Origin of the sequence: Teichococcus aestuarii (genome assembly GCF_042651065.1) — a bacterium.
Lineage (GTDB): Bacteria > Pseudomonadota > Alphaproteobacteria > Acetobacterales > Acetobacteraceae > Pseudoroseomonas > Pseudoroseomonas aestuarii.
Map to the genome: position 1 here is coordinate 1 of NZ_JBHSCH010000064.1, position 24,060 is coordinate 24,060.

The 24,060-nt window shown below is 72.4% G+C and carries 25 protein-coding genes; 5 read left to right on the forward strand and 20 right to left on the reverse strand.

Annotation, left to right across the window (positions count from 1 at the left end; translation table 11 throughout):
- Positions 1-35: 35 nt before the first annotated feature.
- Positions 36-1,700 (reverse strand): MFS transporter, encoded by a 1,665-nt coding sequence (locus ACFOY6_RS19275; RefSeq protein WP_109515641.1) that lies wholly within the window; start codon positions 1,698-1,700, stop codon positions 36-38.
- 322 nt (positions 1,701-2,022) lie between these two features.
- Between ACFOY6_RS19275 and ACFOY6_RS19280 the strand changes: the two genes are divergently transcribed.
- From ACFOY6_RS19280 to ACFOY6_RS19290, 3 genes are all read left to right on the forward strand, one after another.
- Positions 2,023-2,388 (forward strand): hypothetical protein, encoded by a 366-nt coding sequence (locus ACFOY6_RS19280; protein ID WP_146201819.1) that lies wholly within the window; start codon positions 2,023-2,025, stop codon positions 2,386-2,388.
- Positions 2,385-2,717: a hypothetical protein gene (locus ACFOY6_RS19285; protein ID WP_146201820.1), complete on the forward strand. Its 333-nt coding sequence runs from the start codon at positions 2,385-2,387 to the stop codon at positions 2,715-2,717. The genes ACFOY6_RS19280 and ACFOY6_RS19285 overlap by 4 nt, the downstream gene beginning before the upstream one ends.
- Positions 2,718-2,866: 149 nt before the next feature.
- The gene (locus ACFOY6_RS19290) at positions 2,867-3,319 is read left to right on the forward strand and encodes a MarR family winged helix-turn-helix transcriptional regulator (RefSeq protein ID WP_379651972.1); all 453 of its coding nucleotides are present in this window, start codon (positions 2,867-2,869) and stop codon (positions 3,317-3,319) included.
- Positions 3,320-3,340: 21 nt separating this feature from the next.
- Here ACFOY6_RS19290 and ACFOY6_RS19295 read toward each other — a convergent pair whose 3' ends face one another.
- The 7 genes from ACFOY6_RS19295 to ACFOY6_RS19325 all read right to left on the reverse strand — a co-directional run bounded on the left by ACFOY6_RS19295 (position 3,341) and on the right by ACFOY6_RS19325 (position 7,688).
- Positions 3,341-3,754: a hypothetical protein gene (locus tag ACFOY6_RS19295; RefSeq protein ID WP_379651973.1), complete on the reverse strand. Its 414-nt coding sequence runs from the start codon at positions 3,752-3,754 to the stop codon at positions 3,341-3,343.
- Between the two features lie 5 nt (positions 3,755-3,759).
- Positions 3,760-4,029 (reverse strand): glycine zipper domain-containing protein, encoded by a 270-nt coding sequence (locus tag ACFOY6_RS19300; RefSeq protein WP_379632023.1) that lies wholly within the window; start codon positions 4,027-4,029, stop codon positions 3,760-3,762.
- A 48-nt stretch (positions 4,030-4,077) separates the two neighbouring features.
- Positions 4,078-4,269 (reverse strand): hypothetical protein, encoded by a 192-nt coding sequence (locus tag ACFOY6_RS19305; protein ID WP_109515645.1) that lies wholly within the window; start codon positions 4,267-4,269, stop codon positions 4,078-4,080.
- A 57-nt stretch (positions 4,270-4,326) separates the two neighbouring features.
- Positions 4,327-6,000: a sensor histidine kinase gene (locus ACFOY6_RS19310; RefSeq protein ID WP_181377991.1), complete on the reverse strand. Its 1,674-nt coding sequence runs from the start codon at positions 5,998-6,000 to the stop codon at positions 4,327-4,329.
- Between the two features lie 62 nt (positions 6,001-6,062).
- Positions 6,063-6,281, reverse strand: coding sequence for a NepR family anti-sigma factor (locus ACFOY6_RS19315; RefSeq protein WP_109515939.1), 219 nt, complete (start codon positions 6,279-6,281; stop codon positions 6,063-6,065).
- Positions 6,281-6,817: a sigma-70 family RNA polymerase sigma factor gene (locus tag ACFOY6_RS19320; protein WP_245906144.1), complete on the reverse strand. Its 537-nt coding sequence runs from the start codon at positions 6,815-6,817 to the stop codon at positions 6,281-6,283. The genes ACFOY6_RS19315 and ACFOY6_RS19320 overlap by 1 nt, the downstream gene beginning before the upstream one ends.
- A 370-nt stretch (positions 6,818-7,187) precedes the next feature.
- On the reverse strand, positions 7,188-7,688 hold the full coding sequence (locus ACFOY6_RS19325) for a sigma-70 family RNA polymerase sigma factor (protein ID WP_379632016.1): 501 nt from the start codon (positions 7,686-7,688) through the stop codon (positions 7,188-7,190).
- Positions 7,689-7,741: 53 nt separating this feature from the next.
- Between ACFOY6_RS19325 and ACFOY6_RS19330 the strand changes: the two genes are divergently transcribed.
- Positions 7,742-8,470, forward strand: a complete 729-nt coding sequence (locus ACFOY6_RS19330) for a response regulator (protein WP_109515649.1) — start codon at positions 7,742-7,744, stop codon at positions 8,468-8,470.
- A gap of 285 nt (positions 8,471-8,755) precedes the next feature.
- Positions 8,756-8,917: a DUF1328 domain-containing protein gene (locus ACFOY6_RS19335; protein WP_099095466.1), complete on the forward strand. Its 162-nt coding sequence runs from the start codon at positions 8,756-8,758 to the stop codon at positions 8,915-8,917.
- A gap of 208 nt (positions 8,918-9,125) precedes the next feature.
- Here ACFOY6_RS19335 and ACFOY6_RS19340 read toward each other — a convergent pair whose 3' ends face one another.
- The 12 genes from ACFOY6_RS19340 to ACFOY6_RS19395 form a co-directional block, all read right to left on the reverse strand.
- Positions 9,126-9,482 carry a hypothetical protein gene (locus ACFOY6_RS19340; protein WP_109515650.1) on the reverse strand — a complete coding sequence of 119 codons (357 nt, stop codon included), beginning with the start codon at positions 9,480-9,482 and terminating at the stop codon, positions 9,126-9,128.
- Between the two features lie 386 nt (positions 9,483-9,868).
- Positions 9,869-10,471 carry a DedA family protein gene (locus ACFOY6_RS19345; protein WP_109515651.1) on the reverse strand — a complete coding sequence of 201 codons (603 nt, stop codon included), beginning with the start codon at positions 10,469-10,471 and terminating at the stop codon, positions 9,869-9,871.
- A complete protein-coding gene (locus ACFOY6_RS19350; protein ID WP_379651974.1) occupies positions 10,468-12,141 on the reverse strand; it encodes an ArnT family glycosyltransferase in 1,674 nt (557 codons plus the stop codon). Before ACFOY6_RS19350 ends, ACFOY6_RS19345 begins: the two co-directional genes overlap by 4 nt.
- 60 nt (positions 12,142-12,201) lie before the next feature.
- A complete protein-coding gene (locus ACFOY6_RS19355; RefSeq protein WP_379651975.1) occupies positions 12,202-12,783 on the reverse strand; it encodes a DUF1643 domain-containing protein in 582 nt (193 codons plus the stop codon).
- 128 nt (positions 12,784-12,911) lie between these two features.
- Positions 12,912-14,042 (reverse strand): peptide chain release factor 2, encoded by a 1,131-nt coding sequence (gene prfB, locus ACFOY6_RS19360; protein WP_379651976.1) that lies wholly within the window; start codon positions 14,040-14,042, stop codon positions 12,912-12,914.
- A 212-nt stretch (positions 14,043-14,254) separates the two neighbouring features.
- Positions 14,255-15,205 carry a calcium-binding protein gene (locus tag ACFOY6_RS19365; protein ID WP_379651977.1) on the reverse strand — a complete coding sequence of 317 codons (951 nt, stop codon included), beginning with the start codon at positions 15,203-15,205 and terminating at the stop codon, positions 14,255-14,257.
- Between the two features lie 254 nt (positions 15,206-15,459).
- Positions 15,460-18,051 carry a penicillin-binding protein 1A gene (locus ACFOY6_RS19370; protein ID WP_379651978.1) on the reverse strand — a complete coding sequence of 864 codons (2,592 nt, stop codon included), beginning with the start codon at positions 18,049-18,051 and terminating at the stop codon, positions 15,460-15,462.
- Positions 18,052-18,184: 133 nt separating this feature from the next.
- A complete protein-coding gene (locus tag ACFOY6_RS19375) occupies positions 18,185-19,306 on the reverse strand; it encodes a glycosyltransferase (protein WP_379651979.1) in 1,122 nt (373 codons plus the stop codon).
- Between the two features lie 67 nt (positions 19,307-19,373).
- Entirely contained in the window at positions 19,374-21,017 is a 1,644-nt protein-coding gene (locus ACFOY6_RS19380; RefSeq protein WP_379651980.1) for a heparinase II/III family protein, read from the reverse strand.
- The gene (rpe, locus tag ACFOY6_RS19385) at positions 21,017-21,679 is read right to left on the reverse strand and encodes a ribulose-phosphate 3-epimerase (RefSeq protein WP_109515658.1); all 663 of its coding nucleotides are present in this window, start codon (positions 21,677-21,679) and stop codon (positions 21,017-21,019) included. Before rpe ends, ACFOY6_RS19380 begins: the two co-directional genes overlap by 1 nt.
- Before the next feature lie 166 nt (positions 21,680-21,845).
- Positions 21,846-23,141 (reverse strand): RsmB/NOP family class I SAM-dependent RNA methyltransferase, encoded by a 1,296-nt coding sequence (locus ACFOY6_RS19390; protein WP_379651981.1) that lies wholly within the window; start codon positions 23,139-23,141, stop codon positions 21,846-21,848.
- 96 nt (positions 23,142-23,237) lie between these two features.
- Positions 23,238-24,060: methyl-accepting chemotaxis protein (locus ACFOY6_RS19395; RefSeq protein WP_379651982.1), on the reverse strand; the 823-nt coding region annotated here is incomplete at its 5' end.

Genomic DNA, 24,060 nt, shown 5'->3' on the forward strand with positions numbered 1-24,060 from the left:
CCCCGCCGCCCTGGCGGCGGCGCGGCGGCAGCCCGTCAGACCCGCGCGCGGGCCGCGTTGGCCTCCGCCTCAGCGTCCTCCTCGGCGAAGATGTCGCGGTCCTTGGTCTCGGGCACGAAGAAGATGCCGATGACCACCGTGGCGAGGGCGATCACCACCGGGTACCAGAGGCCGTAATAGACGTCGCCGGTCTGCGCGATCATGGCGAAGGAGGTGGCCGGCAGCAGCCCGCCGAACCAGCCATTGCCGATGTGGTAGGGCAGCGACATGGAGGTGTAGCGGATGCGGGTCGGGAACAGCTCGACCAGCGCCGCCGCGATCGGGCCGTAGACCATGGTGACGTAGATCACCAGCAGGGTCAGCACCGCGATCAGCACCGCCGGCTGCTCGCGGAAGAAGTCGAACGGGTGGTTCATCTTCACCACGGTCGGGTTCGACGCCGCCGGGTAGCCTGCCGCGGTGATGGCCGCGCTCACCGCCTGCGGGAAATTGGGCGTGGAGGAGGGAATGGCGGTATCGCCGATCCGCACGGTGGCGGCGGTGCCGGCGGGCGCGGCTTCCACCGTGTAGTTCACCGAGAGCCGGGCCAGCGCCGCCTTGGCGATGTCGCAGCTGTTGGTGAAGCGGGCGGTGCCGGTCGGGTTGAACTGGAAGGAGCAGTCGGCCGGGTCGGCCTGCACCACCACGGTGATGTTCTGGTGCGCGGCGTGCAGCGCCGGGTTGGCCTCGGCGCTGATCAGCTTGAACAGCGGGAAGTAGGTGAGCGCCGCGATCAGGCAGCCGCCGAGGATGATCGGCTTGCGGCCGACCTTGTCCGACAGCCAGCCGAAGAAGATGAAGCCGCCCGAGCCCAGCAGCAGCGACCAGGCGATGAGCATGTTGGTGGTGTAGCCATCCACCTTCAGCACGGAGCCGAGGAAGAACAGCGCGTAGAACTGGCCCGTGTACCAGACCACCGCCTGGCCGGCGACGAGGCCGAGCAGGGCGAACAGCGCCACGCGGGCGTTCTTCCACTGGCCGAAGGCCTCGGAGATCGGCGCCTTGGAGCCGGTGCCCTCCTCCTTCATCTTCTTGAAGGCCGGGCTCTCCTGCAGCTGCATGCGGATCCAGACGGAGATGCCGAGCAGCAGGATGGAGACCAGGAAGGGGATGCGCCAGCCCCAGTCGAGGAAGGCCTCCTCGCCGATCGCCGAGCGGGTGAACAGGATCACCATCAGCGACAGGAACAGGCCGCCCGTGGCGGTGAGCTGGATGAAGCTGGTGTAGAAGCCGCGCCGGCCATGCGGCGCGTGCTCGGCCACATAGGTGGCGGCGCCGCCATACTCGCCGCCCAGCGCCAGGCCCTGGAGGCAGCGCAGCACGATCAGGATGATGGCGGCGGTGATGCCGATCTGGTCCGAGGTGGGCAGGATGCCGACGATGAAGGTCGAGGCACCCATGATCAGGATGGTGACCAGGAAGGTGTATTTCCGGCCCACCAGGTCGCCCAGCCGGCCGAACACCAGGGCGCCGAAGGGGCGCACCAGGAAGCCGGCGGCGAAGGCCAGCAGCGCGAAGATGTTCCGCGTTCCCTCGGGGAACTGGCTGAAGAACTTCGCGCCGATGATGACCGCCAGCGAGCCGTACAGATAGAAATCGTACCACTCGAAGACGGTGCCAAGCGACGAGGCCAGGATGACGCGCTTCTCCTCGCGCGACATCGGCCGATTCGCCGCATCTGTTCTGGGTGCTGCAGAGCGCATCTTCGAACCTATTCCTGCCCTCCCCGGATGCGCCGGGTGGCGCCCCAGGTTTTCTTTGTTGATGGTCCGCGCTGCCACGGCTCGCGGTTCAAGCCCGACATCCCGGCCTGAGTCTGCCCAGGGTGACGGTGTGCGGATTGTGGCCTTGCCATCCGAACGATGAAATCGCGGAAAGAAGTGGCGCCGGATATTCACCAAAATGTTATGTTGCCGCGCAGCGCCCCGGATCAGCCTCACATGCCAAGTCACTGAAATGCCTGCCCGAAGGCGGAATGGGCTCATGGCTGCCATGTTCCGTGCAAGGGACAGTGATGAAACCCGCTCCATCTGGCGCGGGCGGCTTCCCGCACCCGCCTTCCCCACCGGAAGCGCTGCAACGCTTGGCGTGCCGTCTCGTTCGCCCAATATGTGGATGGCGGGCACGCGCCACCCGCCAGCCGGCTTCCCGGAAGCAGGCCTGGCGGTGCGCCCCGTGGAAAGCGGAAAACGTCGGCAGGATGCGGGCTATGCCACCCGTATCGGCAAAACCGACTGGAATCTTCAGGTGTCCGGCGTCAGCATGGACAAAAAGGGGGCCTATGGATGGATACGCTCCGCACTCTGGCTGACCATGCGATACGGCGGGTCCTTCTCGGCCTTGTGGTGAGCATCGTCGCTGTCATGGCCGGGCTGGCGCACGCGCCACTGCTGGCCCTGCAAAGCGGGGCGCTGCTGACCGCCGCGCTCTGGCTTGTGCTGTGGGGCCTGGCGCTGTCTGTGCCGCGCCGGGACCTGCGCGGCACCCGCCTGTGGCAGCAGCTTTCCACCCTGGCCGGCGAGAAGGCGGTGCGGCTGCGGAGCCGTGAGGGTCATCGCCAGCTGGCGGCCATCCTCGCCGAGCGTCTCATGTGGCATGCCGACCGTGCCGGCATGGCCGCCCTGTCGCTGGGCGGCATCACCCTGCTGACCTTCGGCTACCGCGCCCTGCGCCCCTGAGCTTCTGGTCCCCTGGTCCGGCCGTTTCGCGGCACTGCACAATCGATTCGGTTGACGGGCCGGCATCGCGGCGGGATGGTAGCGGGACCGTCGCAGCAGAGAAGGTCGGAGCCATCACGGATCGGAACATCACGCTGCTCCTGGATGCTGTGCGCGAGCAGGATATCGGCCCCCCGGCGCCCTCCTCCGGCTACAGCCTTGATGAATCCGTGGGGCATCTGCTGCGCCGCGCGCATCAGCGCCATGCCTCGCTGTTCCAGGACCGTGGCGCGATCGGCGGCCTGACCTCCACGCAATTCGCCACCCTGCTGAAGCTGGGGGAGCTGGGCCGGGCCACGCAGAACGCGCTGGGCCGCGCCGTGGCGCTCGACCCGGCCACCATACAGGGCGTCGTCGCGCGGCTCCGCGACCGTGGCTTGGTGGATGTGGCGCGCGATCCGCTGGACCGCCGCACCGTGGTCCTCTCGCTGGCGCCGGCCGGCGAGACGGTGCTGGCGGAAGCGGTGGTGCAGGGCCGGCGCGCCAACGAGCAGCTCCTGGCGCCTCTGGCGCCGGAGGAGCGGCGCATGCTCATCCGGCTCCTGCGGCGCCTGCTGGGGTAGGGCGGGCGCCCGCCCTGGCCTTCAGCCGCGCTTGCGGCGGCTCATCATGCCAATGATCATGCCCAGCAGGGGCGAGCGCGCCATGCCGCCCAGCATCGGCAGCAGGCCGAAGCTGGCCCGTGCCTGGCTGAAGGCGTTGTCCCGCAACATCCGGGCCTCGATCTCCTGCCGGCTCGGATTGTCGCGCAGCACGAGGGCCAGCAGGATGCCCGCGATCACCAGATCGCCGGCCAGGATCACGCCGGCACGCGCCAGCGGCGAAAGCTGCGGTTCCAGCGCCAGCCAGGCCAGCACATGCAACATGGCGAAGGCGGCGATGAGGAACACCGCCGCCACCAGGCCCAGCACCGCCTTCACGGCGAATCGCTTGGCCTGGAGGCCCAGCAGCACGCGCTCCGCTTCCAGGGAGACGCTGACGAGGCGGAACGCGCGCATGGAGATCAGCGCCGCAGGAGGCGGGCGATGAGGAGGCCCACGCCCACCGCCACCGCGATGGTGACCAGCGGCCGCTCGCGCACCAGGTCGATCGCGTGGTCCGCCTCGCGGCGGGTGGTGTCGCTCACCTGATGCGCCAGGCTGGAGGCGCGGCTGCCGACGCGAGACAGGGCCGGATTGACCTGCTCATGCATCAGCTCGTCCACCTTGCGGCGCAGGTCGGCGATGCGCTCCTCCACGGAGCCGGTGTCGAAGGAAGCGGAATAGCGGCGCATGGCATCTCTCCTGAGAGCTTGAGGGTCTTTCTGGCGCGGCGCCGGGCCTCAGAAGGCGCGGTCGACGCTGCGGCCCAGGCGCTCGCCGGGCCCCTTCGGCGGGTCGATGGTGTCGCGGATGTTCTCGCCGGCGCGGTCCAGGCTGCGGCCGGCGCTCTCGCCGGGGCCTTCGCTGCACGCCATCAGCGGCAGCACGAGGACGAGGGCCGGAAGGGTGGCGGCCAGGATCTTGCGCATCATCGGAACTCCTTGCGTGATTGCTCCGTCAACGCCTTGCCTCCGGGCGGGTTGCGCGGCTCAGCCCGCCTCCGTCTCCGCTTCCCGCCGGCGCAGGGCGAAGCGTAGCACCAGCTCGGTGCCGCCGGCGCCCCGGATCTCGATCTCGCCCCCGAGATGCTGCGCGAAGCCGCGGATCAGCGTCAGGCCGATGCCCTGCCCCGCCTCCTCATCGTCCAGCCGCATGCCGAGCCCGTCATCCTGCACCTTCAGCGTGACCTCCTCCCCCTCCGCATGGACGGAGATGGTGATGGTGCCGCTGCGGGCGTCGGGGAAGCCGTGCTTGATGGCGTTGGTCACCGTCTCGGTGATCAGCAGCGCCAGCGACACCGCCTGGTCGGTGACGATCTCCAGCTCGTCGGCCTCGACCACCAGCTTGATGCGCTGCCCCGGCCGCTCCCCCAGCGCGGCGAAGAGCTGCTGGCCGAGCTCCTCGAGGAAGGGGCGCAGCGCGATCACCTCGAAGGTCTGGTTGGTGTAGAGGTGGCGGTGCAGCGTGGCGAGCGCCTGCACCCGGTCCCGCGCCGTGGCGAACTCGGCCTTGGCGCGCGGGTCACGCAGCCGGTTGGCCTGCAGGTTCAGCAGCGAGGCGACGATCTGCAGGTTGTTCTTCACCCGGTGGTGGATCTCGGCCATCAGCAGGTCGCGCTGGCGCAGCGCGGCGCGCAGCTCCTCCTCGCGGGCGCTGATGGCGGCAGCCGCGTCGGTGAAGGCCTGCTCCAGGGCGCGCACCTCGTCCGGCTCGCCGCGCAGCGCCTTGCCGCCGAAGGGCGCGCCGGGCCGCCAGCGCCGCACCCGCTCCGCCAGGGCGCGCAGGGGCCGGGCGATGGCGATGTCGGCGCCCAGCACGATCACCACCAGGCAGCCGAACAGGAAGGCGGCCAGCTCCACGGCGCGGCGCAGCAGCACCGCATGGGCGGCACGGCGGATCTCGCCGATCGGCAGGCCCACCAGCAGGTGCAGGTCGGTCTCCAGCCGGGCGCTGGCATAGGCGAACTCGGCCCCGCTGACGGCCCGGGTCTCCAGCGTCACGCTGCCATCCGGCTCGCTGGTGATATCCTTCAGCACCTCGCGGGAGGGCAGCTCGGCGGCCGCGGCCTGGGTGAGCGGCAGGGCGGCGCCATCGCGGTCGATCAGCCAGAGGCGCCGGGCGGCGCGCTCATGGCTGCTTTCCTCGCTGTGCACGAAATAGTCGAGCAGCAGGCCGGCGGCCACCACGCCGCGCACCTCGCCATCGACCATCAACGGCACCGCGCCGACGATCACCGGGCGGCGGCTGACAGGGCCACGCACGAAATTGCCGAGCGCGAAGGCCCGGCGCTCCACGGCCTCGCGGAAATAGGTGCGGCTGCTGAAGTTTTCCGAGCCGGAATAGGGAAGGGCGGTGCAAAGCGGCTGGCCCGTGGCATCCAGCACCCAGAAATTGGAATACCGCGTGTCGTGGAGCGCCAGCAGGGAACGCAGGAAATTGCCGCATTCCTCACGCGAGGCGGTCCGCACATGCCTGTCCTCGGACAGGCGCATCAGGGTCTGGCGGAGGCTCTCGACCGTGGAGCCATGGCGCGCGGCAGCCACGTCGCCCAGGATGGTGGCGGTCCGGCGTCCCGTCGCCAGTTCGCTTTCATAGCTGAGAATGGCATTCGCGCCGGCGATCCCGACCACCGGCACGCTGGCAACCATCAGCAGCAGCAGCATCCGGCCCCGTACGCCGCGGAGAAGTCTATTCAGCGCCCACCCTTCCGGGGGCGCCGGAAGCCTCATTTCTTGGGGCCTTGCGCCCGGTCCTGTTCGATCAGTCGCAACAGCTCCTCGGGAATGGGCTCCTTGGCGACGTCGTCATACATTGCATGCAGACCCCGCTGAAGCCACAGATCGAAGGCGGCGTCGGGAGCGCCCTTCCGGGCGCGCCCCGCAGCCGAGCGGTTTGGCTTGGTGGCCGGCTCCGCCAACATGCGCTTCTCTGCTCGATCGTCCATCACATTCCCGGATGCAGCGCCCGCGTTTCGGCTGCGCTTCCGCTCCGGGTATTACCACCGCGCCGGCGAACTTCGCCAGACTTGGCCTGTGCCTGCGCCTGGGCGCTGCGCTTGGCGGGCTGCGGGTCGCCCATCAGCCAGGCTTCGAGCTGGCGACGGGCCCGGAAGACGCGGCACTTGGCGGTGCCGACCGCGCACTTCATCACCGCGGCGGCTTCCTCGTAGGACATGCCCTGCACCGTCACCAGCATCAGCGCGGTGCGGTGGTCGGCCGGCAGGTCGGCGAGGCGGCGGCGCAGCTCGCGCAGCGCCATGCTGTCCTCCTGCGCCGCGGGGCGGGCCAGCGCCTCGGCCGGCGCGTTGTCCATGTCGCAGGTGTCGCGGCGGCGGCGGATGTCGGAGAGGAAGCGGTTGCGCAGGATGCGGAACATCCAGGCGCCGAAATTGGTGCCGGGCGTGAAGCTGTGCTGCGCGGCCAGCGCGTTGCTGACGGCGGCCTGCACCAGATCATCGGCGTCGGCGCGGTTGCGCGTCATCGAGACGGCCTGGACCCGCAGGCGGGGCAGGATGGCCACAAGCTGGTCGTGGAAGCTGGGACCCTGGACGGCCTCCCCGACAGGAGCAGCGGCGTGGCCGGCTTCGTTGGTGGTCACGGTCGTCATGGTGCTTTGCTCGCCTTGCATGACCCACCAATGCAGCGGCCTGCTTCGGGGTTGCATGGCAGGATCAACATTGTTGCATATCAGCCATGCGATTTGTGAATGCAACCGGACTCGCGCCCAGGTCCTTCACGCCGCAGCCATCGATGCCCGGACCCCTTGCTCTCCACCCCACGCCGAGACCTCCCCCCGCGCGCGCGGCCTTGCAGCCTGATGCGCCGGGCGGCTCCGTCTATGCCCCCACCGGCTATGCCCCCACCGGCTCTGGCCCGACGCCGCGCGCCAGGGCCGCCCGGGCGCGGGCCACGCGTGCCTTGACGGTGCCCACCGGAACCCCGCACACCGCCGCGGCCTCCTCATGGGAGAGGCCATGCGCGCCCACCAGGATCAGCGCCTCCCGCTGCGGCAGGGGCAGGCCCTGCAGGGCGAGCGCCAGATCCGCCATGTCGTTGCGCGCCTCCTGTTCCGGCGGCGGCTGGTCGGGCTCCGGCATCCGCTCCAGCGCACGCCGCTCGGTGCCGCGCCGGCGCATCTGCTCCAGGAAAACGTTGCGCAAGATATGAAACATCCAGGCCCGCAGGCTGGTTTCCGGGTCCCACTGGGATTCGGCCCGCAATCCGCGCAAGATCGACTCCTGCACCAGGTCATCCGCCAGCGCCGCATCCCGCGCCAGGAAGCGCGCGAAGGCCCGCAGCTCGGGCAGCAGCCCCGGAAGCCGGTGACGGATCGGGTCAGTTTGATTTGCCATTCTCATCCAAGCGCCGTCTTCCTGCACCATAGGACCGATACGAGGGCCACGACATGAACGCCGTAACCCAAGCCGAGCTTCTCCGGAGTTTGCCTCCTGCCCGACGTTATGCCCGGGCGCTGACCGGCAGCCAGGCGGCTGGCGACGGGCTCGTCGCCTCGGCTCTGCGCGGCGGCCTGCCGCCGCTGCCGGCCAGGCTGGCCCTGTATGCCGGCGTCACCCGCATGGCGCCGCCGCCGCCGCCCGCACCGGGGGGCGGCGCCAGCCTCTCGCCGCGCCACCGGCAGCTGCTGCTGCTGACGGCGCTGGAGGAGCTTTCGGTGGCGGACGCCGCCATGGTGGTGGGCGTGCCCCTCGATGTCGCCGAGACGGAGCTGGCCGAGGCCCGCGGCGCCCTGCGCCGCGCCGCCGCCACCGAGATCCTCGTCATCGAGGACGAGCCGATCATCGCCATGGATGTGCGCCAGCTCGTGGAGGCCTGCGGCCACCGCGTGGTGGGCGTGGCCGCCAGCGAGGCGCAGGCGGTGCGCCTGGCCCAGCAGAAGCGGCCCGGCCTGATCCTGGCCGATGTGAACCTGGGCGTGGGCGGCGACGGCATCACCGCCGTCAACCGCATCCAGCGGGAGCTGAAGGTGCCGGTGATCTTCGTCACCGCCTATCCGGAGCGGCTGCTGACCGCCGAGCAGGTCGAGCCGGCCTTCGTCATCAGCAAGCCCTTCGAGCCGCTGGCGCTCGCCATCGCCACTTACCAGGCCGTGTCCTCCACCGTGCCACTGGACTGAAACCGCACGGTGAAACGCCGCGTTGCTTCGGCACCACCACGGGGCCTGCTGTCGTGGAGCAGACCGGTGGAACAGGCCGAAGGAAACGCAGGCATGACGCGGGATCGCGAGGACAGCCACCGGCCCCAGGCCGGGTGGCGGGACAGGCCAGCCACGGGCAACCCGGCCGGCCGCAGCAACCAGCGCCAGGGCCATCGCTTCCCCCTCGGCGCCCGGCCCTTGCAGGCCGGTCCGGTTCCTCCGGGCTGACGCCCTTCCCTCCCTCGATCCCAAGGACCACCCTTCATGCTCTACTGGACCCTCATCTTCCTCGTCATCGCCCTCGTCGCGGGCGTGCTGGGCTTCACCGGCGTGGCCTCGGCGGCCAGCGGCATCGCCAAGATCCTGTTCGTCATCTTCCTGGTCCTGTTCCTCGTCTCCCTGGTGGCCGGGCGCGGCTGGGTCTGACCGCCCGCGCACCCTCACCCGGCACGGTCACGGCCGTGCACGGGCCGTTCCGGAAAAACCCCGCCCGGCCTCAGGCCCGGCGGGGCTTTCTCTGCGCCGCGCCACCCGGGGCTTCCGGAAGCGGGGCATGAAAAAGGCCGGGGTGGATATCCTCCACCCCGGCCTCTTCCCTCATGCCGGCGCGCGGTGCGCCGGCGGGGAGGCGAATTCAGCGGCGCGGGCCGTTCTGCGGATAGGCGCCCGAGGTGTTGGAATCCGTGGCGCGGTCATAGGTGCGCGTGGCGGCGGTGCCGGGCGGGTTGACCGCCGTGCCGTCCGACTGCCGGGGATAGGCGCCCGAGGTGTTGGTGTCCGCGGCACGGTCATAGGCGCGCGTGGCGGCGGTGCCGGGCGGGTTGACCGCCGTGCCGTCCGACTGGGAGGGATAGGCGCCCGAGATGTTGGTGCCGGCGGCGCGGTCCACCGCGCGCTCCGGAGCGGTACCGGTGGGCGACGAGCTGCAGGCCGCGAGGCCAAGCAGGGCGGCGGAGATGATGATGGCGGGGATGATCTCGCGCTGGCGCATGGCCGGTAACTCCGAAGGTTGCGGGTCTGCGGCCTTGCGGCGCCTGGACCCTGTGGCGATCCCCCGGTGAACGTCCCGCCACGCCCTGGGTTCCAGCACCCTGTCGCAAAAAAGGTGCGGAGACTCGCTCCGTGGAGATTCCGCAACCCGCCCCGCAGCCTCGCGTTCCATCGCTATCGACATGCCTGCCCGATGCGGCCCGGTTTTCCGGGCCCACCTCCGAAGGAGAAGACGATGCGCTCGATTTTGCTGTGGCTGCTGGGCATCCCCATCCCCATCATCATCCTGCTGCTGATCTTCGGCGTTCTCTGAACGCAGGCCTCCGGAGCGAGGCGTAAAAAAGGGGGCCGTGAGGCCCCCTTTCGCATGGCGGAACGGGCGGGCGCTCAGCGCGCCGCGCGGCGGGTGCGCCAGAGGTGCCACAGGTAGAGGCCGATGACCGCGGCCACCACCACGTAGCTGAACGGCTCGATCGCCGCCTCCACCTTGCGGTACTGGTCGCGCAGCAGGTAGCCGGCACCGGCCAGCACCGTCACCCAGAGCAGCCCGCCGATCAGCGTCCAGAGATAGAAGACCGGGCGGGTGATGCCGGCGAGCCCCGCCGGGATCGAGATCAGCGTGCGGATGGCCGGCAGCATGCGGCCGAAGAACAGCGCCACGGGCCCGTGCCGGCGCAGCGTATCCTCCGCCTTGTCCATGTCCTCGGCCGAGACGCCGAACCAGCGGCCGTAGCGCGCCACCAGCGGGCGGATGCGGCGGCTGCCGATGGCGCGCGCCACCTCGTACCACACGCCGTTGCCGATGACGGAGCCGGCGGTGCCGGCCAGGATGGCCACCAGCAGCGACATGTGCCCCTCGGCGGCGGCGAAGCCGGCCAGCGGCATGATCAGCTCCGAGGGGATGGGCGGGAACAGGTTCTCCAGGAACATCAGGAAGAACACGCCGGCCGGGCCGGCGCTGCCGACCGTCTGGGTCACCCACTCGATCATGGCGCCGCCTGGAACAGGTGCAGCGTCAGCCGCCGGCCGCGCGTGTAGTTGTAACCGTCCACCGATCCGATCTCCCGAAGGTTCAGTCCCGCCTGCCCGGCCGCCGCGCGGAACCCGGCCAGCTCGCGCTCGCCCACGGCGGCGGTGCGGCCCGGCTCCGCGCCCAGGAAGGCGGCCGCCGCCACGCCATCGCGCAGCAGCGCCGTCCCCGTCCCGGTGGCGAAGACCATCGACGGCTCATGATAGCCGGTGATGCCGAATTCGCCCTGCACATCCCCGGTAGGTGCGGCCTGCGCCAGCGCGGCGGCCAAACGCGGGCCGACCCAGGGCGCCTCCAGCCGCGGCAGCACGCCGCCCAGCACCAGCCCATAGACCGGCACCGCCAGGAAGGCGCCGAGCAGCGCCGCGCGGGCCGGCGTGCCGCCCCGCAGCAGGCGCGTGACACCCCAGGCCAGCAGCAGCGTGGCGGGCAGCACCAGCAGCGCCACGGGGTCCACCCGGCGGTCGGCCAGCCAGGGCAGCACGGCCGCCGCCACGCCCAGCGCCAGCGCCACCAGCCAGAGCAGGCCGAGGCCCAGCATGGCGAGCCAGCGCGGCGCCGGGCGGCGCAGCGGGTCCATCGCCCAGGCGGCGGCCAGCAGCATCAGCGCCGGGAAGGCCGGCAGGGTGTAGTGCGGCAGCTTGGTGGCCACCGCCTCGAACAGCAGCCAGGTGGGCGCCGCCCAGGCCAGCAGGAAGCGCGTGCCGGGGTTCATCCGGTCCCGCCAGGCCGTGGGCAGCGCGCGCAGCACCAGGAAGGCGGCGGGGAAGGCGGCGAGCGCGAAGGTGGCGGCGTAGTAGCCCGGCGGCCCCCAATGCGCCTCCTCGCCCGAGCCGACCTTGGAGAGCATGTCGCCCCCCACCGCCTCGGCGAAGAAGCGCCCCTCGGTGGCGATGCCGATGGCCACCAGCCAGGGCACCGCCATGCCCAGCATCAGCGGCACGCCCCAGAGCGGGCGCAGCGCGCGCAGCCAGCCGCCGGCGCGGTCCGCCACCACCAGCGTCAGGCCCGCCAGCAGCGCCACCATCGGCCCGATCGGGCCCTTCAGCAGGATGGAGATGCCGAGCACCGCCCAGAACGCCGCCGCCTGCCGCGCCGTGAAGGCGCCGGGCGCGAGATAGGCGCGGCCGAGCAGGCCCATCGCCGCCGCCACGGTGGCCAGCAGCGCGGCGTCGGTCTTGGCGATGTGGGTCTCCACCACCAGCACGGTGCAGGAGGCCAGCAGCGCGGCGCCAAGGAAGGCGGCCCGCCGCCCGACCAGCGCCCGCCCCCAATGGTGGGTGGCCAGCACCGCCAGCAGCGCCCCCAGCAGCGAGGGCAGGCGGTAGGGCCAGATCTCGCCGCGATGGCCGAGGCTCAGCGCCTCCACCGCCTGCACCGAGGCGGCCTGCGCCCAGTGGATGCCGACGGGCTTCTTGTTGCGCTCCTCCTCGCCGAAGCGGATGCGGACATAGTCGCCGCTGTCCACCATCTGGCGGCTGGCCTGGGCGAAGCGGCTCTCGTCGCGGTCGCCCGGGGGGAGGGAGGCGAGGCCCGGCAGCCAGAGCGCCAGGCAGAGGAGGCTCAGCCAGAGGCGCGGCCAGCGCGCTTCCGGCAGGCGGTCGAGGAGATCACGCAGGGAAAGCGGCATGGCGCCCGGGGCTTAGAGCCTTTTGCCGGGCGTTGGTAGCGGCAAAGCGGCGGGGGCGGCTCAGCCGGCCGGCCAGGGAACCGGGATGGTGTCGCCGGCGATGTAGAGAGGGTGGCCGGGCTCGCCGGACTGCGTCACCTTCAGGGCGCAGGGCCGCACGCCCGCCTCGCGCAGCAGCGCCGCCACCGTGGCGCCGCGCGCGCGCAGGGGCTTGGGCGGCAGGCCCCAGGCGACGACCACCCGCTCCGCCCGTGCCGCCCATTCGCGGATGGCCGCGTCATTGCCGGGGCCGACGGCATCCTCGGCCTCCAGCAGCATGGTGGGCCTCGTGGCGCGCAGCGCGAAGATGTTCAGCACCACCATGGCGCCATGGCCCCAGCGGCGGGTGAAGTCGCGGCAGCGGCGCACCGTGGGGTCGTCCACCTGCTCGTCGGCGGTGGAGGGGTTCATCATGATCCAGGCGACGAAGCCGGGGCTGCCGAAGGGCTGCCCGTCCCAGCGCCGCTCCAGCACGGTGCGGTAGCGGCCATCCTCGGAGAAGCTGGCCCGGCTGACCACGTCGCCGCTGACCGCCAGGCGCACCTTGCCGCCCGGGTCGTGCCGGTCCTGCGGGCGGAGGGAGGCGGGGAAGAGGTCATCCATGCAGGAAATGTTCTTTTTTGGAAAAAAGAACCAAAAAACCTTTGTCCGTTGGCGGCACGCCTGCCGGGAGGCGTGACGCCAGACTGGAAAAGCCTTTTTGCTTCTTTTTCTTCAGAAAAAGAAGGCTCTTACCGCGCGTTCGCGCTGGCTTCGGAGCGGGTGGCGCCGACGCGGGAAGCCAGGGCGGCGGCCATGAAGTCGTCCAGCTCGCCATCCAGCACCGCGTCCGGGTTGCCCTTCTCGACGTTTGTGCGGAGGTCCTTCACCAGCTGGTAGGGCGCCAGCACATAGGAGCGGATCTGGTGGCCCCAGCCGATATCGGTCTTGCCGGCCTCGATCCCCGCCGTGATCTCCTCGCGCTTGCGCAGCTCCAGCTCGTAGAGGCGCGCCTTCAGCATATCCATGGCGATGACGCGGTTGCGGTGCTGGCTGCGGTCCTGGGTGGAGGCGGCGACGATACCGGTGGGAATATGGGTGAAGCGCACGCCGGATTCGGTCTTGTTGACGTGCTGGCCGCCGGCGCCGGAGGCGCGGAAGGTGTCGGTCTTGAGGTCCGCCGGGTTGATCTCGATCTCGATCTTGTCGTCGATCACCGGGAAGACATAGACGCTGGCGAAGCTCGTCTGGCGGCGCGCGGCGGCGTCGAAGGGAGAGATACGCACCAGCCGGTGCACGCCACTCTCGGTCTTGAGCCAGCCATAGGCGTTGGGGCCGCTCACCTGGATGGTGGCGGATTTGATGCCGGCCTGCTCGCCCTCGCTTTCCTCGGTCAGCTGCACCTTCAGGCCGCGCTTCTCGGCCCAGCGCGTGTACATGCGCAGCAGCATCTGCGCCCAGTCCTGCGCCTCGGTGCCGCCGGCGCCGGCATTCACCTCGACGAAGCAGTCGCGCATGTCGGCCTCGCCGGAGAGCAGGCTCTCGATCTCGCGGCGCTTGGCCTCGGCGGCGAAGGCCTTGAGGTCGGCCACGGCGGCGTCGGCGGTGGCGGCGTCGCCCTCCGCCTCGGCCAGCTCGACCAGCTCCAGCGCGTCGGTCACGTTCTGCTGCAGCTTCTGCACGCCCTCGATCTGGTCGGCCAGGCGGTTGCGCTCGCGCATCACGGCCTGGGCCTCGTCGGGCTTGTCCCACAGGGTGGGGTCCTCGGCGCGGGCGTTCACCTCGTCCAGCCGGCGCAGCGCCACGTCCCAGTCCAGGTGGCGGCGCAGAAGGGCGATGGAATCCTCGATCTGGCCGCGCAGGGCCTCGGCATCGGCGCGCATCGTGTCTTCCTTCGCTCGCACAGGGTCCGGCACCACCCGCGCGGACGCCCCATGCGGACGGGTCCGTGCGGACAAACCCGCGGGCCAGCACGGCCACCCCGGCGAGGGGCGTCAGGCCCGGCGGGAAGGCCGGGCGGAAAAGGCTGCGGGGTGGGCGGGGATACTATCCCACCGCCCACCCTGTCCAGTGGTCGCGGTGCGGCGGCCGGCCCTCAGCCGATCAGCGGCTCGTCGACGCGACCCTCGGCATAGCCGAAGCGCACGAAATGGGCCGTGGCGGCATCGTAGTCGGTGCCGAAGGCGGCCTGCAGGTCGGCATAGTTGCTGAGGTAGGTCACGGCGTCGAAGGTGTCGCGCTCGCGGCCCTCGGCATAGCCATGGCTGATGAAATGCGCGACGCCGGCATCGTAGTCCGCGCCCAGGGCCTGGATCAGGTCGCCATAGGAGGCGATGTACTGCAGGCCGTTGAAGTCGCCCGGCCCGCGCCCCTCGGCGGCGCCGAACTGGATGTAGTGCGTCGATCCGGCCGCGCGGTCCGGGCCGAAGGCGGCGATCAGGTCGTCGTAGCTGGCGATGTACTGCAGGCCGTTGAAGGCGGCGGCGCTGCGGCCTTCGGCGAAGCCGTTCTGGATGTAGTGCGTGAGGCCCAGCTGGCCATTGGCGCCGAAGGCGGCGATCAGGTCGCTGTAGCTGGCGATGTAGTCGAGGCTGTTGAAGCTGACGAAGCTCCGGCCCTCGGCGTTGCCGAACTCCACGTAGTGCCAGGCCGCCGCCGCCGAGTCGAAGCCGAACACCGGGATCAGGTCGGGGTTGGAGGCGACGTAGCGCTGCGGGCTGAAGGCCGGAACGCCGCTCAGATCCACCTGGGCGTTGTCGAAGTCGATGCGCTCGACATTGACCATCCAGCTGATGGCGCCGTTGCTGTTGTCCTGCACGGTGACGACGCCGCCGACGACCTGCACGGCGTAACGGCCCGAGGCGCCGGCATAGGCCGCGACATCGTAGCCCGGCCCGCCATCGATATAGTCGGCGCCCCCCCCGCCCAGGATCCAGTCGTCGCCTTCACCGCCATAGATGTCGTCGTTCAGCGTGCTGCCGGAGATGCGGTCATTTCCAGGCCCACCGACGATCTTGGTGACAGGAGCAATATAGGGACGGACCATTGCGGCGTTCTCGATGTGAGAGTTTTATGTGACGCTTCAGTTTGCCTTATTAATGAGAGCGCGTACCGGAAAATCTCAGATTCTCTTCTCAAGTCTTGGTGAAGTATCCGCATCTCCGATTTCTGTTCGCTTCTGCGGCATGCGGCCCCGCCCCATGAAAAAAGCCGCCTTCCCGGTCGCGGGAAGGCGGCTCGCGGCACAGGGCGCCACACCGGCAGGCGCAATAACGGCAGGCGCCACACCGGCAGGCCGGCTCAGTAGAGCCCGCCCAGGCTGTTATCGACGCCGACCGGCGTGTCGGAGGAGATCACCGTGTCGTCGCTCGGCGGGCGGGCGGCGTTCTCGGTGCCGGGGCGGAACGGCTCCAGGATGGTCTGGCCGTTGTCGAGTTGCACGCGCACCAGCGCCACGCCCGGCGGCGCGCGGAACGGCACGGGCGGGCTGTCCTTCAGCGCCGAGGCCACCACGTCGTGGAAGATCGGCGCGGCGTTGCTGCCGCCGGTCTCGCCGGTGCCCAGGCTGCGCGGCTCGTCGAAGCCCATCCACACCGCCACCACGATGTCCGGCGTGAAGCCCACGAACCAGTTGTCCATGTAGTCGTTGGTGGTGCCGGTCTTGCCGGCCACGGGGCGGCCCAGCCCGGCGCCGGCGCGGCTGCCGGTGCCGTACTGCACCACGCCCTGCAGCAGCGAGACCATCTGGTAGGCGGCGATCGGGTCGGTGATCTGCCGGCGCTCGTCCACCAGCCGGGGCGGCGCGCTGCCGGGGCCGGCGTCGCAGCCCTCGCAGCGGCGCGTGTCGGCGCGCCACACCACCTTGCCGAAGCGGTCCTGCACGCTGTCGATCAGCGTCGGCGCCACCTCCTTGCCGCCATTGACGAAGGAGGCGTAGCCGGCGGCCATGCGCATCACCGTCGTCTCGCCGGCGCCGAGCGCCATGGAGAGCACGCGCGGCATGTTGGGGATGACGTGGAAGCGCGCCGCCGTCTCGGCCACGCGGTCGATCCCCACCTCCTGCGCCAGGCGGATGGTGACGAGGTTCAGCGATTGCTGCAGGGCGGTGCGCATCGTCACCCAGCCGCGCGGCTGGCCGCTGTAGTTGCCGGGCTTCCACAGCCCCTGCGGGGTCATGATCTCGATCGGCCCGTCGAGCAGGCGCTGATTGGGCGGAATGCCCATCTCCAGCGCCGGCAGGTAGACGAAGGGCTTGAAGGAGGAGCCGGGCTGGCGCAGCGCCTGCGTCGCGCGGTTGAACCAGGATTTCTCGAAGGCATAGCCGCCGGCCATGGCCAGCACGCGGCCCGTGGCGGGGTCGAGCGCCACCACCGCCCCCTCCACCTGCGGGATCTGCCGCAGCGAGAGCCGGGCGGCGCGCGCCGGGGTGCGGCCCTGCGCCTCGCGGCCGGGGACATATTCCACCATCACCACGTCGCCGGGGCTCAGCACGTCCTGCATCCGGCGCGGCGCGGGGCCGAGGCGGCCGTCGCGCACGGGGCGGGCCCAGGAGACATCGTCGAGCGGCAGGGTGCCCTGGCGCGGCTGCGCCTGGGCACGGCCATCGGGGCGCTCCAGCCAGGAGAGCCGCGCCTCGCGCGCCTCGACGCCGAGCACCACGGCGAGCTGCCAGCCCGGCTGCATGCCGCCCGGACGCTGCACCGCCTCCAGCGCCGGCATCCACTCGGTGGGGGCGGCGGAGATCTGCGCCACCGGCCCGCGCCAGCCGCCGCGGCGGCGGTCGTAGTTGGTGAGCCCCTCGCGCAGCGCCTGCTCGGTGGCGGCCTGCAGCTCGGGCTCCATGGAGGTGCGCACCACCAGCCCGCCCATGGTGGTCTGGTCCTGGCCGAAGCGGGCCACCAGCTCGCGCCGCACCTCCTCGGTGAAGTAGGGGCCGGTGGCGACGAGGTCGGGCCGGGCGCGGCCGCGCGCCACGATGGGCTCCTGCTTGGCGGTCTCGGCCTCGGCGGCGGTGAGGGCGCCCTCCTCCACCATGCGGTCCAGCACCCAATCGCGCCGGGCCTTGGCCGCCTCGGGGAAGCGGTTGGGGTTGTAGTTGTTGGGCGCCTTGGGCAGCGCGGCGAGGAAGGCCATCTCGCCCGGCGTCAGCTCGTCCAGCCCCTTGTTGAAGTAGTTCATGGCGGCGGAGGCCACGCCATAGGCCTGCTGCCCGAGGAAGATCTCGTTCAGGTAGATCTCGAGGATGCGGTCCTTGGGCATCGCCGATTCCAGCCGGAAGGCCAGGATCGCCTCGCGCACCTTGCGCAGGATGGTGCGGTCGTTGCCCACCAGCATGTTCTTGGCGACCTGCTGGGTGATGGTGGAGGCGCCCACGGCGCGCCGCCCCGTGGCCATGCCCTCCACGTTCATCACCACCGCGCGGGCGATGGCCAGCGGGTCGACGCCGTGATGCGACCAGAAATTCTGGTCCTCGGCGGCGACGAAGGCGGCCTGCAGCCTCGGCGGGATGGCGCCGATCGGCACGAAGACGCGGCGCTCCAGCGCCAGCTCCGCCATCAGCTTCGAATCGGCCGCGTAGATGCGGCTCATCTGCGGCGGCTGGTAGTCGGCCAGCCATTCATGCTCCGGCAGGTCGGCCGCCGCCTGGCGGTAGAAGCCGTAGCCGGCGATGCCGCCCACCGCCACGCCGGCCAGCCCCAGCACCAGCCCGAGCTTCGCCACGCCGAACAGGAAGCGCCCGATGCCGCGGCGGCCACCGCCGCCCCCCTTCTTGCGGCGCTTGCCGCGCGGCGGCCGCGGCGGCTCACCGGGCGGGGCGGCGTCGGGCGGGACGGGGGGAGCGGCGCGGTCGCCCACCAGCGGGCGGTCGGCGCGGAGTTGGTTCGGTGCCATGGCGGGCTCCCCTTACACCCTCGGGCAGCGGGGCGCGAAGCGCGGAGTGGTTATCCCCGGCAGATGGGGGGAGCCGCCCCTTCACACCAGGGTGAGACACACTGTGCAACGCACAAGGGCGCGCGCGCCGCCCTCACAGGCCGAGCAGGTCCAGCGTGCGGCCGATCACCTTCGCCTCGTCGAAGGCGGCCAGGGCACGGGCGCGGCCGGCGGCGCCCTGGCGGGCGCGCAGCGCCGGGTCGGCGGCCAGGCGGCGCAGCGCGGCGGCGAGCGGCGCCACGGCCCCTGGCCCCGGCCCGGGCGGCACCAGGAAGCCGGTCTCGCCCTCCACCACCTGCTCGCGCGGGCCGCGTATGTCGGTGGCCACCACCGGCAGGCCGGTGAGCATCGCCTCGATCACCGACATGGGCAGCCCCTCGAAATGGCTGGGCAGGCAGAACACATCCGCCGCCGCCAGCAGGCGCGCCACGTCCTCGCGGTAGCCGAGCAGCTTCAGGCGCGGCCCCAGTTCGCGGCGGGCGCGGGCGAAATCCTCCGCCATGTCCGGCCCGTGGTCGGTGGGCAGGCGCTCGCCCACCACCCAGAGGGTGGCGCCGGGGACGGATTCCATCGCCCGCAGCAATTCCACATGCCCCTTGTGGCGCACCAGCCGCGAGACGATGACCACCACGCAATCCGCCGGCCCCGCGCCCAGCTCGGCGCGCAGCGCGGCGCGCGCGGCGGCGTCGGGGTGGAAGCGCGCCGGGTCCCGCCCGTTGCCGATGCCCACCGCGTTGCGCGCGATGCCGAGGCGCCGCGCATCCGCCGCCTCCTCCTCGCTCACCGTCAGGAACACGTCCGTGGCGCGGCCGCCCAGCCACTCCAGCCCGAGCGAGAGGCCGCGCCGCCAGGCGGGCCCCGGCTGGTTGAACAGGAAGCCGTGCCCCGTATAGGCCACGCGCGGCACGCCGGCCGCCCGCGCCGCCGCCCGCGCCAGCAGGCCGGAGATCGGCATGTGGGCGTGCACAAGGTCGAACTTCTCCGCGCGGAAGACGCGCAGCAGCGCCGCCAGGGCACGCGCCTGGGCCAGCGGGTTCAGGCTGCGCGCCATCGGCACCGGGATGATGCGGAACCCCTCGGCGCGCGGGACGGAGAGCAGCGGCCCCTCGGCGCAGATCCCCACCACCTCGTGCCCGCGCTCGCGCGCGCCGCGCATCACCGGCAGCACGAAGTGGCGCATCGCGAAATCGACGTTGCTGACCTCGGCGATCTTCATGCTTCGGAAAAGGCCGGGGGAATGGATTCCCCCGGCCCCCCTTCTTCCTGTCGGTTTGCCGGTGCCGTCAGTCGTCGGTGGCGGCGGGGCCGGACTGGTTGACCCGGCTCAGCGCCCACTGCACCGAAGGCGTGCCGGCCTCGGCCGAGAGCACCACCTGGCTGGTGCGGCGCGGCTCGCCGGCCATGAACACGCTGTCCTCCACCGAGAGCTTGGCGCGGCTGGCGCGCAGGCGCCAGGACGCCCCCGAGGGCAGCCGCAGCAGCACGGCGTTGTCCTCCAGCTGCGGGCTGGCGACGACGCCGGGGTGCAGGTGGAAGCGCACCGCGTAGGCGGGCGGGTTCTCGCCCTCCACCGAATCCTCGCCGCGCAGATCGTCGCCGGATTCGGAAAGGTAGAGGCGGCGGCGGTGCAGCGCGCCGAAGCCCCGGCGGTAGCCATCGTGGCTGGCATCCAGCCATTGCGCGCCATTGGCTTCCTGGCGCTCGGCCTCCACCGCCTCCGGGCGGCGGCCGAGGCCCTCCTCGCGCAGCTCGCTGCTGTTGGTGTCGGCCAGCACCAGGGTGGAATGCGCGGCGGTGGCGCGCAGCGCGTCGCGCCACGGCCCCTCGGCGGCCGGCACGGCGCCGCAATTGACGATCAGGCGGTCGCGCCCCACCGACATCTCGAAGGCCAGGGTGCCGGCGTGGTGGAAGCGGTCCGCCTGCCGCGGCAGGCCGGCCGGGCCGGGCGCGGCGCGGCCCTCGGGCGGCGGCCCGCAATCGGCGATGATCAGGGTGCGCCCCGCCTGGAGACGCTGGAAGCCGGCCTCGGCCAGGATCAGCGGCGCGCGGCCGCGCGCCTGCCCCTGGGTCAGCACCAGGTCGACCAGCGCCGCGCCATCGTCGCGCGTGCCGTTGAACAGGGCGAGGCCGCCATCGCCATGGCGGAACAGCCGCAGCGCCGGCGCGGCGCGGTCCAGCGCCAGGGCCAGGTGCGGCGGCGCCTCCAGGCTGGAGCCGTGCAGCAGGTTGCGGATCTCGATCAGGTCCTGCACCGCCAGCAGCAGCTGGCCCGGGCTGCGCTCCACATGCGCGCCGTCGGGCAGGATCTGGCGGTCGATCTCGCCGGGCAGCACGCGCAGGCAGCGGGCGACCCAGGCTTCCTCGCCCAGCGCCACGGCGGCGGCCAGAGCGCCCTTCAGCGCGGCGAGGCTGCCACGGTGCCGCCCCTCGGCCGGCAGGGTGGCCACCAGCCCGCGCGCATCCTGCGCCAGCCGCACCATCAGCGCGCGGCGGAAGGAATCCTCGGCCGTGGCGGCCAGGAAGTCCCAGTGGCCGAGCCAGGCGGAGAGCCGCGCGCCCGCCACCTCCGGCACGGCGGCGATGGATTCGGTGCCGCCCCGGGACAGCCAGTCGGTGGTCAGGTCGCGCGCCCGCAGCCGGGCGCCATCGGTGCCGAGGGCGCGCAGGTCGCGCAGCCAGGCAAAGCCGTGCACGGCGGCGCGCCACGGCGCGGAGCCGCTGCCCTCGGCCCAGCCCTGGCCGCCTTCCTCGGCGGTCACCAGCGGGCGGACGGTGCCGGCCACCTCGCACTCGCCGCGCAGCAGGCGGTGGCCGCGCCCGGCATCGCCGGGCCAGAGGTCGCGGAAGGCACGCGCCGGCGCCTCGGGCACCCGCACCGGCTTCAGCCCGGCCACCATCCGGCGGGCGCCGCGCAGCCAATCCGACATCAGCCGGCGCCCCCGCGCAGCCCGGCGATGGCGGCGGCGTAGTCCGGCGTGCCGAACACGGCGGTGCCGGCCACCAGCACGTCGGCCCCGGCCCCGATGCAGAGCGGCGCCGTCGCCGCCGTCACGCCGCCATCCACCTCGAGCGCGATGTCGCGGCCGCTGGCCTCGATCATGCGGCGCAGCTCGGCGATCTTGGGGAGCTGGCTGTGGAGGAAGCTCTGCCCGCCGAAGCCCGGGTTGACCGTCATCACCAGGATCAGCTCCACCATGTCCAGCACCGGCGCCACGACGGCGGCGGGGGTGGCCGGGTTCAGCACCACGCCAGGGGACTTGCCGAGCGCCCGGATGCTCTGCAGCGAGCGGTGCAGGTGCGGGCCGGCCTCGGCATGCAGGCTGATGCGGTCCGCCCCCGCCTCGGCGAAGGCGGGCAGGAAGGCATCGACCGGGGAGATCATCAGGTGCACGTCGAAGGGCATGCGGGTACGGCCGCGCAGCGCCTTCACCACGGCCGGGCCGTAGCTGATGTTGGGCACGAAATGCCCGTCCATGATGTCCAGGTGAAGCCAGTCGGCCCCGGCGGCATCAATGGCGGCGACTTCTTCGCCAAGCCGCGCGAAATCGGCGGCCAGCAGGGACGGGGCGATTTTGACAGGGCGTGTCACGAGGGAAGTTATGCCTTTAGGGCTGAAGCGGGACAAGCCGCGCACGGCCGGTGAAGTTGCGGAAATGACAGAAAGCCCGTCAGCGGGCCCGCATAAAGAAGCCGGCCCCCGGCGTCTTCCAATCCCCCATGCGGCCTTCCGGCATAACAGATTGGAGAGAAGGCAATTATTCGGCCCGGAAGCGGGCGATGAAGAAGCCGTCCAGCCCGCCCTGCCCGCCCCAAAGGTCGGGGCGGGTGCGCAGCCAGCCCTCGGGCGAGAGCGCCGCCTCCAGCCCCGGCACCTCCTCGGGGCGGATCGGGTCGGGGCGCAGGCCGGGGGCGCCGGCGCGGGCCTGCGCCTCGCCTTCCTCCGGCTGGAGGGAGCAGGTGGCGAAGACCAGCCGCCCGCCCGGCGCCAGCAGCCGCGCCGCCGCCGCCAGCAGCGGCCGCTGCAGCCCGGCCAGGGCGCCGACGTCGGAGGGGCGCTTCAGGTGCGGCACGTCCGGGTGGCGGCGGATGGTGCCGGTGGCGCTGCAGGGCGCGTCGAGCAGGATGGCGTCGAAGCGCTCGCCGGGATTCCAGGCGGCGGCGTCGGCCTGCACCAGCTCGGCCTCCAGGGAGAGGCGGGCCAGGTTCTCGCGCAGCCGCTGGATGCGGTGGCCGTCGCGCTCCACCGCCACCACGCGGGCGCCGGCGGCGGCGAGCTGCGCCGTCTTGCCGCCCGGCGCGGCGCAGAGATCGGCCACGCGCTCGCCGGGGCGGACATCCAGCAGCCGGGCCGGCAGCGCCGCGGCGGCGTCCTGCGCCCAGGCGCGCCCTTCGGCGAAGACCGGCAGCTCGGTGATGCGGGTGCCGGCGGGGAAGCGGGCGGTGCCGGTGGGCAGGCGCTCCGCCCCTTCCGGCCATTCCGTGCCGGGCAGCAGGGAGAGGTCGAGCGGCGCCGGCAGGCGGTGGGCACGGGCGATGGCGCGCACCGCCGGGCCGTAGGCGCCGTGCCAGGCGGTCCAGAGCCAGCCGGGGGTGTCCAGCCGCTCGCCATCCAGCTCCTCCAGCGCGGCGGGGCCCTGCTCGGCCACGCGGCGCAGCACGGCGTTCACCAGCCCGGCGAAGGGGCGCGGCACGAGGTCGACGCAGCTGGCCACGGCGGCGTGGGGCGGCGTCTCCAGCAGCAGCAGCTCGGCGGCGCCGATGCGCAGCGCGTTGCGCACCTCGGGCGGCGGCTCGCGCCGCAGCAGCGGCTCCAGCACGGCGTCCAGGCTGCCCAGGCGGCGCAGCCCGGCGGCGGCGATGCGGTGGGCGGCGGCGCGGTCCCGCGCCGCGGCGGGGGGCAGGGCGTCCAGCGCCTCCTCCAGGCCCCGCCGGCGGTCCAGCACGGCGCCCACCAGCGCCAGGGCAGCGCTGCGGGTGGGGTTGCCCGCGGGGGAGCGCGGGCGGGCGGGGGCGGAACGGGTGGCGCCGGGGCGGCGGACGGGCGGCTTCATCGCGCAGTGCTATGGGCCGGAAGGCAGCCCGCTGTCGAGCGCCCGCGCGCATTGGCAGCCCTGCCCTGCGCACCCCACAAGGGGGGCGGGCCACCCTCAGGCGGCCCGCAGCCCCTGCAGCGTGCTGACGACGCTGCCGCGCAGCGCGGCATCCTGCTGCCGCAGCGTCTCGGCCAGGGCGGCGAGCGGCTCCACCAGCCCCGCCGTCTCGGCCAGCGCGGTGGAGGTGCCGGAGACGGCGCCGCTGGCCCGCCCCGATTCGGCGGCCACGTGGCCGGCGGCGCGGGCGATCTCCTGCGTCGCCGCCGCCTGCTGCGCCACCGCCTCGCCGATCAGCCGGGCGGCCGACTGCACCTCCGCCACCACCGTGGCGATGCCCTGGATGGCCGCCGCCGCTTCCCGCGCCGCGCCCTGGATGGCGCCGACCTGGCCGCTGATCTCCTCCGTCGCGCGGGCGGTCTGCCCGGCCAGGGCCTTCACCTCGCTGGCCACCACGGCGAAGCCCTTGCCGGCCTCGCCGGCGCGGGCCGCCTCGATCGTGGCGTTCAGCGCCAGCAGGTTGGTCTGCCCGGCGATGGAGGTGATGAGCTCCACCACCTCGCCAATGCGCCCGGCGCTCTGCACCAGGGCCTGCACCGTGGCGTCGCTGGCGCTGGCGCGGGCGGCGGCGCCATCGGCCACCGCCGAGACCTGCCGCACCTGGCGGGTGATCTCCGCCACCGTGCCGGCCAACTGCCCGGTGGCGGCGGCCATGCCCTGCGCCTCGCCGCTGCTGAGGCCGGCGCTGTCGCTGGCCTGGCGGGTCTCGGCGGCGAGGCGGGCGGCCAGGGCACCGAGCTGCGCCACCGCCTCCTCCACCCCCGCGGCCACGCTGCCCACCGAGGCCTCGATCTGCTCGGCCAGGACCAGCCGGGCGCGG

Excerpts from the sequence above, each read along its gene's own strand:
- ACFOY6_RS19345 (WP_109515651.1), bottom strand. The coding sequence starts at position 10,471 with ATGATCGAGTGGGTGACCCAGACGGTCGGCAGCGCCGGCCCGGCCGGC.
- ACFOY6_RS19280 (WP_146201819.1), top strand. The coding sequence starts at position 2,023 with ATGGCTGCCATGTTCCGTGCAAGGGACAGTGATGAAACCCGCTCCATC.
- ACFOY6_RS19380 (WP_379651980.1), bottom strand. The coding sequence starts at position 21,017 with ATGTCGGATTGGCTGCGCGGCGCCCGCCGGATGGTGGCCGGGCTGAAG.
- ACFOY6_RS19365 (WP_379651977.1), bottom strand. The coding sequence starts at position 15,205 with ATGGTCCGTCCCTATATTGCTCCTGTCACCAAGATCGTCGGTGGGCCT.
- ACFOY6_RS19355 (WP_379651975.1), bottom strand. The coding sequence starts at position 12,783 with ATGGATGACCTCTTCCCCGCCTCCCTCCGCCCGCAGGACCGGCACGAC.
- ACFOY6_RS19390 (WP_379651981.1), bottom strand. The coding sequence starts at position 23,141 with ATGAAGCCGCCCGTCCGCCGCCCCGGCGCCACCCGTTCCGCCCCCGCC.
- ACFOY6_RS19275 (WP_109515641.1), bottom strand. The coding sequence starts at position 1,700 with ATGTCGCGCGAGGAGAAGCGCGTCATCCTGGCCTCGTCGCTTGGCACC.
- ACFOY6_RS19300 (WP_379632023.1), bottom strand. The coding sequence starts at position 4,029 with ATGCGCCGCTATTCCGCTTCCTTCGACACCGGCTCCGTGGAGGAGCGC.
- ACFOY6_RS19335 (WP_099095466.1), top strand. The coding sequence starts at position 8,756 with ATGCTCTACTGGACCCTCATCTTCCTCGTCATCGCCCTCGTCGCGGGC.
- ACFOY6_RS19310 (WP_181377991.1), bottom strand. The coding sequence starts at position 6,000 with ATGCTGCTGCTGCTGATGGTTGCCAGCGTGCCGGTGGTCGGGATCGCC.
- ACFOY6_RS19330 (WP_109515649.1), top strand. The coding sequence starts at position 7,742 with ATGAACGCCGTAACCCAAGCCGAGCTTCTCCGGAGTTTGCCTCCTGCC.
- prfB (WP_379651976.1), bottom strand. The coding sequence starts at position 14,042 with ATGCGCGCCGATGCCGAGGCCCTGCGCGGCCAGATCGAGGATTCCATC.
- ACFOY6_RS19325 (WP_379632016.1), bottom strand. The coding sequence starts at position 7,688 with ATGGCAAATCAAACTGACCCGATCCGTCACCGGCTTCCGGGGCTGCTG.
- ACFOY6_RS19305 (WP_109515645.1), bottom strand. The coding sequence starts at position 4,269 with ATGATGCGCAAGATCCTGGCCGCCACCCTTCCGGCCCTCGTCCTCGTG.
- ACFOY6_RS19340 (WP_109515650.1), bottom strand. The coding sequence starts at position 9,482 with ATGCGCCAGCGCGAGATCATCCCCGCCATCATCATCTCCGCCGCCCTG.
- ACFOY6_RS19295 (WP_379651973.1), bottom strand. The coding sequence starts at position 3,754 with ATGCGCGCGTTCCGCCTCGTCAGCGTCTCCCTGGAAGCGGAGCGCGTG.
- ACFOY6_RS19350 (WP_379651974.1), bottom strand. The coding sequence starts at position 12,141 with ATGCCGCTTTCCCTGCGTGATCTCCTCGACCGCCTGCCGGAAGCGCGC.
- ACFOY6_RS19370 (WP_379651978.1), bottom strand. The coding sequence starts at position 18,051 with ATGGCACCGAACCAACTCCGCGCCGACCGCCCGCTGGTGGGCGACCGC.
- ACFOY6_RS19315 (WP_109515939.1), bottom strand. The coding sequence starts at position 6,281 with ATGGACGATCGAGCAGAGAAGCGCATGTTGGCGGAGCCGGCCACCAAG.
- ACFOY6_RS19320 (WP_245906144.1), bottom strand. The coding sequence starts at position 6,817 with ATGACGCGCAACCGCGCCGACGCCGATGATCTGGTGCAGGCCGCCGTC.
- ACFOY6_RS19375 (WP_379651979.1), bottom strand. The coding sequence starts at position 19,306 with ATGAAGATCGCCGAGGTCAGCAACGTCGATTTCGCGATGCGCCACTTC.